The 11,902-nt window shown below is 65.2% G+C and carries 10 protein-coding genes; 6 read left to right on the plus strand and 4 right to left on the minus strand.

Features of this window, described 5'->3' with window-relative positions:
- Positions 1 to 14: 14 nt before the first annotated feature.
- Positions 15 to 629, minus strand: coding sequence for a cyclodeaminase/cyclohydrolase family protein (locus LB310_RS01775; protein WP_301154208.1), 615 nt, complete (start codon positions 627 to 629; stop codon positions 15 to 17).
- 355 nt (positions 630 to 984) lie between these two features.
- On the opposite strand from LB310_RS01775, the gene LB310_RS01780 reads away from it, so the two are divergent.
- Positions 985 to 2,268 (plus strand): ATP-binding protein, encoded by a 1,284-nt coding sequence (locus tag LB310_RS01780; RefSeq protein ID WP_278806970.1) that lies wholly within the window; start codon positions 985 to 987, stop codon positions 2,266 to 2,268.
- A 109-nt stretch (positions 2,269 to 2,377) separates the two neighbouring features.
- Here the strand turns inward: LB310_RS01780 and LB310_RS01785 are convergent, their stop codons facing one another.
- Entirely contained in the window at positions 2,378 to 4,066 is a 1,689-nt protein-coding gene (locus tag LB310_RS01785; RefSeq protein ID WP_301154210.1) for a formate--tetrahydrofolate ligase, read from the minus strand.
- Between the two features lie 629 nt (positions 4,067 to 4,695).
- On the opposite strand from LB310_RS01785, the gene LB310_RS01790 reads away from it, so the two are divergent.
- Together LB310_RS01790 and LB310_RS01795 are read left to right on the plus strand one after the other, a co-directional pair.
- Complete coding sequence (locus LB310_RS01790; RefSeq protein ID WP_301154211.1) at positions 4,696 to 4,977, plus strand: hypothetical protein; 282 nt, start codon at positions 4,696 to 4,698, stop codon at positions 4,975 to 4,977.
- A 739-nt stretch (positions 4,978 to 5,716) separates the two neighbouring features.
- A complete protein-coding gene (locus LB310_RS01795) occupies positions 5,717 to 6,184 on the plus strand; it encodes a hypothetical protein (RefSeq protein WP_301154213.1) in 468 nt (155 codons plus the stop codon).
- Here the strand turns inward: LB310_RS01795 and LB310_RS01800 are convergent.
- Positions 6,181 to 6,963, minus strand: coding sequence for a type III pantothenate kinase (locus LB310_RS01800; protein WP_301154215.1), 783 nt, complete (start codon positions 6,961 to 6,963; stop codon positions 6,181 to 6,183). The two genes, LB310_RS01795 and LB310_RS01800, sit on opposite strands and share 4 nt — an antisense overlap.
- A gap of 124 nt (positions 6,964 to 7,087) precedes the next feature.
- On the opposite strand from LB310_RS01800, the gene LB310_RS01805 reads away from it, so the two are divergent.
- From LB310_RS01805 to LB310_RS01815, 3 genes are all read left to right on the plus strand, one after another.
- Complete coding sequence (locus tag LB310_RS01805) at positions 7,088 to 7,783, plus strand: response regulator transcription factor (protein ID WP_015539450.1); 696 nt, start codon at positions 7,088 to 7,090, stop codon at positions 7,781 to 7,783.
- 23 nt (positions 7,784 to 7,806) lie between these two features.
- Positions 7,807 to 8,823, plus strand: coding sequence for a cell wall metabolism sensor histidine kinase WalK (locus LB310_RS01810; RefSeq protein WP_227115073.1), 1,017 nt, complete (start codon positions 7,807 to 7,809; stop codon positions 8,821 to 8,823).
- A 150-nt stretch (positions 8,824 to 8,973) separates the two neighbouring features.
- Positions 8,974 to 10,371 (plus strand): LuxR C-terminal-related transcriptional regulator, encoded by a 1,398-nt coding sequence (locus LB310_RS01815; protein WP_157780564.1) that lies wholly within the window; start codon positions 8,974 to 8,976, stop codon positions 10,369 to 10,371.
- A 72-nt stretch (positions 10,372 to 10,443) separates the two neighbouring features.
- On the opposite strand, the gene LB310_RS01820 is transcribed toward LB310_RS01815, so the two are convergent.
- A complete protein-coding gene (locus LB310_RS01820; protein ID WP_301154217.1) occupies positions 10,444 to 11,883 on the minus strand; it encodes an SLC13 family permease in 1,440 nt (479 codons plus the stop codon).
- Positions 11,884 to 11,902: the final 19 nt, after the last annotated feature.

Consider the following 11,902-nt stretch of genomic DNA (forward strand, 5'->3'; position numbering starts at 1 on the left):
GCTCCTTCGAGAGTTTACGAGACGGACGTTTTCACGAAGTCGAACAGCTCGTCGCAGCGCTCGCGCGTGCGCGCGGCCAGCGACTCGGCCTCGCCGCGGTAGCGCGCGGCCTGGGCAGCATCGTCCATGGAGGCGGCGTTGATGAAGATGTTGAGGCTGGCCCCGTCGGAGGCGGCCCGGGCGAACGCGGCGGCCACGCCCGCGTCGGAGCGCGCCATCTTGGAGCCGTGATGAGCCAGGTAGTCGGCCTCGTCCACCACGTCGGCCACGGCGCGCATGATGGCGAGCGGCACGTCGCTCGCGCCGACGAGCGCCTGCCGGAGCGCGGCGTTCTTGGCGGCCTGCTCTTCCGGCGTGGCCTTCGGCAGGCGGTAGGCGGCGGCCAGGGGCCCGAACGCGCGCGCGTCCTCGTCCACAAGCGCCACCAGGCGGGCGCGCAGCGCGTCGAGGCGCGCAAGCGAGGCGCGCACCTCGTCCTCCACGTCGGCGTAGGTCTTCTTTCCCACCGTGAGGTTGCCCACCATGGAGGCGAGCGCCGCCGCGAGCGCGCCCGCGCAGGCCGAGGCCCCGCCGCCGCCCGGCGTGGGCGCCGCGCTAGCCAGCTCGTCGATGAATGAGGTGTCGTACATGGCGCCTCCCTTTTGCGCGAGCGTCAAGTTTGATCGGGATGGCCGGCCGCCGCGAACACGCCGCACGTCCGGCATTCCGTATGATAGCCCACCGCCCGCAATAACCCCATACGCCCCGCGAAACATGCACGAACCCTCGACGTGCGGCCACAAACTGCCAAGACCAACCGGCACCCCTGCACAAACTCTTCACGTAGAGTTAGCTGTCGGGCCGTCTGGTGTCGCTACGGAAGCCTTCGGCAAAGCTTTTTGCGGCTTCCTTTTATCAAATTGCAAACTGCTGGTTGTAATTATTGCAAAGTGTATGTTAATATCGTTGTTAAGTGTAGGTTAAACTCATTGCAAGGAGCGGGTTATGGCAACATATCTACCGCGCGTCGTCGATAGCGAGCTGGTCGAAAGGCTCTCCTACGCAGGAGCCGTCGTCATCCGCGGGCCAAAATGGTGCGGGAAAACAGCCACGGCATTGCAGCGTGCTAAGAGCGTCGCTTTCATGCAAGACCCCGACGAGCGGGCCAACAACATGGCGATGGCCGAGGCGAAGCCTTCCTTGCTGCTACGTGGAGAAAAGCCCCGGCTCATCGACGAATGGCAAGAAGCACCCCAACTCTGGGACGCCGTACGCTTCGCTGTGGACCGCAGCGACGAGCCCGGGCAGTTCATGCTCACGGGCTCGGCAACGCCAACGGCCCAACCCCAGCATACGGGCACGGGTCGGTTCTCCTTCCTCGATATGCGCACGATGTCGCTCTTCGAGTCGGGCGAATCCACGGGAGAAGTGAGCCTGGGCGAGTTGTTCGGGCAAGGCGACCATATCCCGAATGACGAAACTCACGTGGAAGGCCACTCGGAGCAGGACGTTGAGAACCTTTCCTACTTGATTTGCCGCGGCGGTTGGCCTCGCGCGATCACCATCGCTAACGAAAACGCCGCACTTAAGATGTCACGCGATTACCTGTCGGCTATCGCAGAGGAGGATATCTCGCGGGTAGACGGCGTGAGCCGCAATTCCCAATACGCACGCCTCATCATGCAAGCCTACGCTCGCTGCTCGGCAACCCAAGCAGACATGGGCACGGTGCGCGGCAATCTAAAGACGCGCGGCAGCGGGCTGTCGAGGGAAACCGTCGACTCCTACGTCGGAGCGCTCCGACGTCTCTACGTGATCGAGGATGTCTCAGCATGGACGCCTTCTCTGCATGCGAGATCGCGCATTACCACCACGCCCGTTCGCTTCTTCACCGATCCGTCCATTGCAGCCGCGGCCCTTGGAGCGAGCCCCGAGCTTCTGTTGCGCGACATGTCAACCTACGGTCTGCTTTTCGAGAACCTCTGCGTACGCGACCTGCGCGTGTATGCCGAACCCCTCGGCGGAAAGGTCCTGCACTACCGCGACAACACGGGTCTCGAAGCCGATTGCGTCATCGCGCTGGACGACGGCCGTTACGCCCTGCTGGAAGTGAAGATGAGCGCGCGCCTCGTTGACGAAGGCGCGGCAAACCTCAGGAAGCTCGCCGGCAAGATCGACGCAAGCATCATGGGCGCCCCGTCGTTCTGCGCCGTCATCACGCCCGGAGGGTACGCCTACCGACGCGAAGACGGCGTTCTGGTGGTGCCTATCACCTGCCTGCGCCCCTAGCCGACCGGCAGATAAAACTCCGAAGTTGCTCCGCGGGCGCAATGCGGCCTGGCAAAACGGCCCCCGGCGACGCATGCCGCCGGGGGCCCCGATCACGCGTTCGTCAGCCTTAGAACAACCCGCTGATCTTGCCGTTCTCGTCCACGTCGATCTTGAAGGCGGCGGGGGCCTTCCCAAGGCCCGGCATCGTCATGATGGAGCCCGTGAGCGCCACCACGAAGCCGGCGCCGGCCGACACCTTCACTTGGCGCACGGTCACGGTGAAGCCGCGCGGCGCGCCCAGCTTGGACGCGTCGTCGCTGAAGGAGTACTGCGTCTTGGCCATGCACACGGGCATGGCGCCGAAGCCGAGCGCCTCCAGCTGGGCCAGCTCCTTCTTCGCGGCCGGCTCGAACACGACGCCGTCTGCGTGGTAGATGCGCTTGGCGATGGCCTCGATCTTCTCGGCCAGCGTCAGGTCGTCGCCGTAGGAGAACTCGAACGTCTCGGCGCTGCGGCCCTCGGCGTCGCCCTCGGCGCACAGGCGCACCACTTCGTCGGCCAGCGCCTGGCCGCCCTCGCCGCCCTTGGCCCACACCTCGGACAGCGCCACGTTCACGCCCAGCTCGCGGCACTTGGCCTCCACGAGGTCGAGCTCGGCCTTCGTGTCGGTGGGGAACGCGTTGATGGCCACCACGCACGGCAGGTTGTACACCTGCGTGATGTTCTCCACGTGCTGAAGCAAGTTGGGCAGGCCGGCCTCCAGGGCCTCGAGGTTCTCCTCGTTGAGGTCCGCCTTCGCCACGCCGCCGTGATTCTTCAAGGCGCGCACCGTGGCAACCACGACCACCGCGTCGGGCTCGAGCCCGGCGAGGCGGCACTTGATGTCCAGGAACTTCTCTGCGCCCAGGTCGGCGCCGAAGCCGGCCTCCGTCACGCAGTAGTCGCCCAGCGCCATGGCCATGCGCGTGGCCATGATGGAGTTGCAGCCGTGCGCGATGTTGGCGAAGGGGCCGCCGTGCACGAACGCGGGCGTGCCCTCGAGCGTCTGCACGAGGTTGGGCTTGAGCGCGTCTTTGAGCAGGGCCGTCATGGCGCCTTCCGCGTGCAGGTCGTGCGCCGTGACCGGCTTGTCGTCGTAGGTGTAGCCCACCACGATGCGGCCCAGGCGCTCCTTGAGGTCGGTGATGGACGTGGCCAGGCAGAAGATGGCCATGACCTCGGAGGCCACCGTGATGTCGAAGCCGTCCTCGCGCGGCACGCCGTGGGCCTTGCCGCCCAGGCCGTCCACGATGTTGCGCAGCTGGCGGTCGTTCATGTCCACCACGCGCTTCCACGTGATCTTGCGCACGTCGATGCCCAGCTCGTTTCCGTTGTGGATGTGCGCGTCAAGCAGGGCCGCCAGCAGGTTGTTGGCCGCGCCGATGGCGTGGAAGTCGCCCGTGAAGTGCAGGTTGATGTCCTCCATGGGGATGACCTGGGCGTACCCGCCGCCGGCCGCACCGCCCTTGATGCCGAACACGGGGCCGAGCGACGGCTCGCGCAGCGCCACGACCACGTTCTTGCCCTGCTTCGCCAGCGCGTCGGCCAGGCCCACCGTCGTGGTGGTCTTCCCTTCGCCGGCCGGCGTGGGGTTGATGGCCGTTACCAGGATGAGCTTGCCCGGCGTGTGCTCCACGTCCTTGAGCAGGTTGTAGTCCACCTTCGCCTTGTTGGTGCCGTACATCTCCAGGTACGTTTCCGGCACGCCCGCCTTCTCGGCGATGGCGCTGATAGGCTGCGGCTTCGTCGCCTGGGCAATTTCGATGTCGCTCAACACGTGGGGCCCTCCCTTTTCCTCGTCGGTGCGCTTTCCTGCATTCTACTGGTTTTTCGGCCCGTGACCACCTTGTTTTCCGCAAGGGCCATCAAATACCAGCAACCGGGGAGCTCGGGCCGCTCGTCCCGAGCTCAAAATCGGAAGAGGAGGCGGGTGCCGTTCGCGCTATGCACGCAGAACGGCACCTGCTCATCTTGAACGGAGAGCGAATTCGAGCGCACCGCAGCATGTCCCAAAAGGCGCCTGTCCCCTTTTGGGACATTTTCACGCGTTGTCGCTCGGCGGGTCGATCACCAAAGAGCCGACCGGCAGAGGACGATCCCTCGGAACCAGCACGAGCGAATAGCCTGCGATGCGGGCGATTGCCGCCACCGTCCCACACTCGGAGTCTCCGGGTCGATGCAGAGTCGAACTCAGCCAGGTAGCTGAATGGCCGAGCTCGACGGAAAGAGCTCTATGACTATAGCCGGATTCCTCCACCATTGTTCTAATAGCTTCATTTGTATTCATGAGCACACCTCCTGTTACTAGGAGGATGGAGGAAAGCGCTTTTCTCAAAGCAAATTGCATAACTAGAGTTGATCGAATAACTTTAGTTGTGTACACTAGGTGGACGAAAAGGGGGATTCATGGCCAAGAATAAGCACGCAACTCGAAGGGGCTCTATCCCCATCGACGTCATCGACCGCATCGACCTTGTCAAGCGGGAAGCGCGAGAGCTTGAAGATGCTCTTCTCTTCGCGAATGCCGCCGTGAGGTCGAACCCCGAGGAAACCGGCGAGTACCTAGAGGGCGAGCTCGCCGCCTTGGCCCTTTCGGCGCAGCGGCTTCGCGCCGATGCAGATGAGCTTCGCATCGCAGCGACGCCCTTCATGCCGAAGCCGAGGAAACGCTGCTGCGCATCCGCTTGATCTTCGCGGCAGCAACGGAGCGGCGGCCCGCGTTAACCTTCCCGGAGGCTTCAGGTATAATCGAGACGCTCGGCCGGCGAGCCAGGGCAAATGCGACACGGGGAAAGAGCGCTCATGGTCAACCAGGCAAAGCGCTACGAACTGCGGCTTTACGACCGGGCGCTGCTCGTCTTCTCTGCGATGGCCGACGCGTTCGGAAACGTGTCGTTCTCCGTCCTCGACAGTGACGATGACGCGTGCAGCCTCTTCCCCCTCCCCCTGATGCGCGACCTGGGACAGGACTCCCTCAAAGAGTGGCTCGATACGCGCGTCGTGCCGAAGAACCGACGATTCGCGGACAAGATCCTCGCCCAAGCAGGGCTGACCCCCGGCGACACCATGGGCATCATCGACGTGTGCCTGGACCTTTCGATCAACGACGCGTACTGGGTGGTTCCCGAAGGGTTCGCGGGCACGTTCGCCGCTTACAACCTGTTCGACAACGAGCTGGACGAAGCTCTCGCACTGACGGCCTACACGGGATACCCCTCGCCCAGCACCGCCGCGCGGGGCTTTCGACCGAATGGACCACCGACGGCCAGTACCCGAAGGCCTGGCGAAGGATCGACGATGCGCTCCTCCTGTTCAAAGCCGGCACGGAAGGGTACGCCAACTCCGGCATGGAGCCCTATTCGGAGTTCTTCGCCGCGCAGGCCGCCGAAGCATTCGGCATCCCCCATGTGGACTACGATCTGGAGAAATGGCAGGGAAAGCTCGCTTCGGTCTGCCCGCTCACGTCGACCGCCACGCCAACAACTACGGCTTCCTCCGCGACAACCGCAGCGGTACAACACTGTCGTTCGCGCCGCTGTTCGACCACAACCTCGCGCTTTTCCCCGGAGACATGGCTACGGACTTCGACGAGTGGCCCCGCAAGGCCGGCAGCCAGACGCCCGCCGGCAGCAACCTGCCCTTCAACCAGGTGCTCCAAGTGGTCATGACCGAGCGGCACCGCGAGGCGCTGCGCCGCATGCTCTCCTTCGAGCTGACGAACCACCCCGTCTATCCCGTGGATGAGGAGCGGCTTGACGCCCTCAACCGGCTCTTGGGCGCGCGGGTGCGCCAGATGCTCGCGATAGAGCCGACAAGCTCGGTCGACGTCCTCGCGCGCATCGAGGGCACCCTGCCCAAGGACGCCTTCGTCCCCGCGGCTGCGGTCGGCGTCTAAACCACCGTGCCCTTCCCCTGCGCCTCGTGTATCAGGCGCAATCCTTCCAGCGTGAGCTCCGGGTTCGTTGCGGTGATGGTCTGGGAGAGCTCGGCCACGCGGGGGGCCAAACCGCCGGTGGCCACCACGGGGGCCTCGTAGCCCAGCTGGGCGAAGATGCGGCGCACGAGGCCGTCCACGCGGTCGGCCTCGCCGTACACGATACCGGCCTGGATGGCCTGCTCGGTGCTGCCGCCGATGGCCGTGTGCGGGTCCACCAGGTCGATGGCGGCCAGGCGCGTGGCGCGCGAGAACAGGGCCGCGGCGCTCGTGTCCACGCCCGGTGCGATGACGCCGCCGATGAAACGCCCCTCGCGGTCCACCACCTCGATGTTCGTGGCCGTGCCGAAGTCCACCACCACCACGGGCGCGCCGTAGAGCGACCGCGCGGCCACGGCGTCGGCCACGCGGTCGGCGCCGATCTCGCCGGGGTTGGCGTACGTGGTGGGGAACAGCTCCCCGGCCGAGGCAGCCGTGCACACGAGCGCGTCGATGCCCAGCATGCGGTGCAGCGCCGCACACCACGCCTGCGTGAGCTGCGGCACCACGGAGGCGAGCGCCGCCCCCTGCAGGTCGTCCGGCGCAATACCCTCCGAGTCCAAAAGCGGCAGCACCTTCACGCGCAGCTCGTCGGACGTATGGCTCTTGTTCGTGGCCACGCGCCACATGTGGGCGAGCACCTCGCCCTCGTACACCCCCACGACGGTCTGGGTGTTCCCCACATCGATGGCAAGTAACATGTTTTTGACAAACCCCCTCGGACGCAGGCGAAACGGACGGGAGCGGATATAGTTGCGGTTGATCATTATACCAAGCGGTCGCCCGCCGCCTTTATCTGACTACGCACTCGTAGAAAGGTATCACATGAACGATACACCGAACCGCATCCTCGTCGTGGACGACGAGCCTTCCATCACGGAATTCGTCAGCTACGCCTTGAAGAAGGAGGGTTTCTACACCGACGTGGTAGACAATGGCGAGGAGGCCCTGGCTCTGGCGACGAAGAACCCCTACGACCTGTTCGTGCTCGATATCATGCTGCCCGGCATGGACGGCTACGAGCTGTGCCGCCGACTGCGCTCCAAGACCACCGTGCCGGTGCTGTTCCTGTCGGCGCGCGACACGGAGCTCGACAAGGTGGTGGGCTTGGAGATCGGCGGGGACGACTACCTTGCCAAGCCGTTCGGCGTGCGCGAGCTCATCGCCCGCGTCCGCGCGCTCCTGCGCCGCGGCTCCGGCGGCGACTTCCCCGGCGCGAACCACGCCATCACGGCCAGCGGCATCACGCTGGACGAGGACGCCCACACGGCATCGGGCGAGCACGGCGAGATAGACCTCACGCCGCGCGAGTTCGAGCTCTTGGCCAGCCTGATGAAGAACGCCGGCAAGGTGGTGTCGCGCGAGGACCTGCTGCGCGATGCGTGGGGTTGGGAATACTTGACGGAAACCAAGACGGTCGACACCCACATCAAGCGCCTCCGTGATAAGATTGAGGGCGCCGGGTACGATCCCGGCCTGGTGGAGACGGTTCGCGGATACGGGTACAGGTTCAGACAATAAAGAGGCTGCAGACATACTTCTCCTTGCTGGCAACGCTGCTCATGCTGCTCGCCGGCGCCATCATCGTGCTCACCTGCTTCATCGCCTTCGGCACTCCGCCGAAGGCGTTTCTACTTCTCATACCCACGGGGCTGGTCACGTTCGTGCTCAGCCTCATCATCGGCCACTTCCTGGCCGAACCGCTGAACGTGCTGGTGAAGAAAACCGAGGCCGTCCGTTCCGGCGCCGACGTGTCGCTGGCCCCGGACGGGCGCCTGCACGAGGCCGACGAGCTGTCGAAGACCATCGACTCGCTGGTGAAGAAGACGAAGTCCCAGCAGATCGACCTCGCGCTCAAGGAGCGCCGCCAGTCGGCATTCGTGAGCGACGTGGCCCACGAGCTGCGCACGCCCCTCACGGCCATCCGCGGCAACGCCGAGATGCTCTCCGACCCCGACCTGCCGCCCGAGCTGCACGACAAGTTCTGCTCCATCATCGTGGGCGAGAGCGAGCGCTTGAGCCGCCTGACGAACGACCTTCTGGCCCTCCAGCGCATCGAGAACGACCATACCCCGTTCGAGCTCTCACGCGTGAACCTGAACAGCCTGGCCCACAGCGTGCTCGACGCGCTGGAGCCCATCCTGCGCGACCGCGAGGCGAACACCGAGATCGTGGGCGAAGCGCCCGACGTGCTGGGCAACCCCGACCGCCTCAAGCAGGCCGTGACGAACCTCGTGGAGAACGCAAGCCGCTTCATCGACCCCGGCGGGCATATCGTCATCGAGTTGTTCGGCCTGCGCGGCAACTCCATCCTGGCCGTGAAGGACGACGGCCCCGGCTTCGGCGACGCCGACCCCAAGCTGCTGTTCGACCGCTTCTACCGTGCCGATGCCTCGCGCAGCCGCGGCACGGGCGGCACGGGCCTGGGGCTGGCCATTGTGAAGTCGGTGGTGGAAGCGCACGACGGCACGGTGGAGGCCATCAACCTGCCCGAGGGAGGCGCCTGCTTCATCGTGGCGCTCCCCTCCATCCCAGCAGAGGCAGTCCCGGGGAAAGCCTAGGGCGGCGGAGCACCGCCGCGCAACGGCGCCGGAACAACGCAGCCCGCAGCCACGGTCTGCGCCATTCACCGCAGCGGTTTGCCTATAATGGAGCGACGTGCCGCCGGCGTAAGGCGGCCTATGCAAAGATTCAGGGGAAGGCAGCGCACTATGAAAGTGAAGAAAGCGCATGTGAGAACCATGCTTCCGGTCGCCTCGGCAGGATTCGCCTCTTTCTGGGCCTGGTTCTACCTCGTGCTCTTGAGCCCTTATCCGGCAAGCCACGCCGGCGACCTGTCGCTCGTTTTGAAGCTCGCGTTCCTTGTGGGCGTCCTGGCCGTGCTTTTGCTCGTGTACCTGAAGCGCGACCTTTTCAGCCGGACGGAGCACGACCCGCTTCCCTGGGCGGCAGCCCTGCTATCCCTTCCGCTTGGGCTGCTCAACCTCGTCGCCCATTACGCGGCCGTTCCCCCGGCTGCGTTCTTCGCCGCCTGGTTCCTGGGCGGGTGCGGCTTCTCGCTCATCTTCCTTCTCTGGCCCAAGGTGTTCATGGTGGGTTGGCAAAAGGACGTGGGGGCGTACTTGTCGGCAAGCGCCTTGGCGGGGGCCGTGGTCTACCTCTTCGCCTGCGAGCTGCTGCCACCCTACGGTGACGTTGCGCTCGTGCTGCTGCCGCTGGCATCGCTGGCCGTGCTCCACTACGTGCGCACCCACATCGTGGGCAGCGAGCAGGAACCCGATTCGCCGCTCGAGCAGACGCGCCTGTTCCCGCTTACCGGATTCACCGTGGCCGTGTTCGGCGCGCTGTTCGGCATCGCGCTGTACCTGCTGTGCGCGAACCTGGACGCCGTGGACCCGCTGGCCGTCGCGGCGGCCGTCGCGTGCGGCGCCGGGCTGCACCTGGCGCTGAGCGTTCTGGTGAAGCGCTACGTGCCGTTCGGCACCGCGGAGAAGGTGGCGCTTCTACTGCTGGTGGTGGGCTTTCTGGGACTCGCGTTCCTCGGACCGGGGCTCATGCTGGCATGCTGCCTGTTCATCGTCGGCGTGTACGTGTACCTGGACTTCTCGAACCTGAGCGCGCTCGTGGGATTCGCGAGCGGCCATCCCTCGCCGTTCTGGCGCATCGCCCGCGGCCAGCTGGTGCTGCCGGCGGGCATGATCGTGAGCTGGAGTTTGTGCATGGCCATCGAGTATGCGAATCCGAGCCTGTTCGCCTACGTGCCCTACCTGGCGCTCGGCCTGCTGCTGGCGCTGGCGCTGCTGGCCGCGTTCGTGCCGTTCAAGGACAACACGTTCGCCGACAAGACGGTGAAGGCCGAGATCGTGGAGGGAGGCTACTTCAAGCAGCGCTGCAACCAGGCAGCACAAACCTACAAGCTGTCGAACCGCGAGGGCGAGATCCTATACTACCTGGCGAAGGGGCGCAACGCCCAGTTCATCGCCGACGAGCTGAACATCTCGGCGTACACGGCCAAAACGCACGTGTACCACATCTACCAGAAGATGGGCATCAACTCGCAGCAGGAGCTCATCAGCATCGTGGACTCCACGGAGGTCGTGTACCAGTAAGGCGCCGCCGGGGTCGTCGGGCGCGGCGTTCCGGCGGGCGAACGGCGCCTGTCAGCTGACGTCCCAGCTACCCTAGTACCCCACGGCTGCCACGAGCGGGGCGAGCACGGTGGCGTGCAGCGCCATCATGGCCAGCGTGGGCAGAACGCCCGCCTTGAAGAAGTCGGTCATCTTCCAGTAGCCGTAGCGGAACGACAACATGTTGTTGCTGTCCACGCCCATGAGGAACGTGGTGGACGCATTCACCGCCACGATGACCGTGAACACGACGGGGCTCACGCCGAACGCCGAGGACAGCGACGCAAGCGGGATAAGGCAGATGGCGATGAACGCCGGCCCCACGGGAATGACCAAGCGCAGCAGCGGCAACAGCGCCGCCGTCGCGCCCACGATGGCCGTGCCGCTCACGGCAAGTTTGCCCACCGTGGAGCCAAAGAGCCAACTGGCCGCCCCCTGCTCCTTCACGCCGCCCGACAGCGACTGCACGCAGCCGATGAGCAACACGATGTTCCACGACACCGACGCCGTATATTCGCGCCACGTGAGCACGTCGAGCCCCGGCAGGAAGAACAGCACCAGGCACAGCACCGCGATGGCCGTGGCATCCCAGCCCGTCCAGTTGCTGGCGATCCACAGCGCGAACGTCACGCCCATGACGCCGAGCACCTTCCAGTCAAGCGCCTCCAGCTTGCCCACAGCGCGCCCCTTCTCCTCGATGAGGGCCATGGTGGCCGCCGAGATAGGCTCCGGGCGAAACACGAGCGTCACCGACAGCCAGCACGCCACCAACAGCACAATCGCAATAGGCATGCAGATGGCCGTCCAGTCCAGAAACGATATCTCAATGCCGGTGTTGGCAGCCAGCACGTTCATGGCCATGATGTTCATGGCGCTACCCGACGGGATGGACTGTCCGCCCACCACCGACGCGTACGTGATGCCGATCATGAGCGCCCGCCCCAGGTTGGATTTGCCGGGCTCACACCCCTCGATCTTGAGAATGCTCGACACCGCGATACCCGCGAACAGCGCCGTGCACGGCAGGTCGGAGATGAAAAACGACAACACCGCCGCCGACACCATGAACGCGCCCACGGTGGCTCGCGCGTTGCCCTTCGTCAGGCGCATGAGCGCGAACACAATCTTCGTAGGCAGCTTCGTCTTCAGCAGCGCCGCCGTGATACCAAACGACGCCAAGATGAAGAAGATGACGCTGCTGATGAACCCGCTCCACACGCCGCCGTTGAACTCCAGCACGCCGAACACAGGCATGAGCACCATCATGACGAGGCCCGAGATGGCCACGGGCACCGGCTCCGTCACCCACAGGAAGATGCCCGCCACCATAAGCGCCAGCGACATCTTCCCCGCCTCGGAGAGCCCCTCCGGCGTGGGCCCCAACCACGCCGCTGCAACCAGCACCACCGCCACCGCGATGTACGCGACCCTCTTGGCCGCCGCGCCGCCAGCAGGCGCCTGGCTTCGTTTCGCGCTCCGTCCCTTTTCGCCCATCGAATACCTCCCCCTCGCA

The organism is Gordonibacter sp. RACS_AR49, assembly GCF_030418435.1.
In the GTDB taxonomy this organism is placed as follows: domain Bacteria; phylum Actinomycetota; class Coriobacteriia; order Coriobacteriales; family Eggerthellaceae; genus Gordonibacter; species Gordonibacter urolithinfaciens.

Excerpts from the sequence above, each read along its gene's own strand:
- LB310_RS01805 (WP_015539450.1), top strand. The coding sequence starts at position 7,088 with ATGAACGATACACCGAACCGCATCCTCGTCGTGGACGACGAGCCTTCC.
- LB310_RS01820 (WP_301154217.1), bottom strand. The coding sequence starts at position 11,883 with ATGGGCGAAAAGGGACGGAGCGCGAAACGAAGCCAGGCGCCTGCTGGC.
- LB310_RS01790 (WP_301154211.1), top strand. The coding sequence starts at position 4,696 with ATGGCCAAGAATAAGCACGCAACTCGAAGGGGCTCTATCCCCATCGAC.
- LB310_RS01815 (WP_157780564.1), top strand. The coding sequence starts at position 8,974 with ATGAAAGTGAAGAAAGCGCATGTGAGAACCATGCTTCCGGTCGCCTCG.
- LB310_RS01795 (WP_301154213.1), top strand. The coding sequence starts at position 5,717 with ATGGCAGGGAAAGCTCGCTTCGGTCTGCCCGCTCACGTCGACCGCCAC.
- LB310_RS01775 (WP_301154208.1), bottom strand. The coding sequence starts at position 629 with ATGTACGACACCTCATTCATCGACGAGCTGGCTAGCGCGGCGCCCACG.
- LB310_RS01800 (WP_301154215.1), bottom strand. The coding sequence starts at position 6,963 with ATGTTACTTGCCATCGATGTGGGGAACACCCAGACCGTCGTGGGGGTG.
- LB310_RS01780 (WP_278806970.1), top strand. The coding sequence starts at position 985 with ATGGCAACATATCTACCGCGCGTCGTCGATAGCGAGCTGGTCGAAAGG.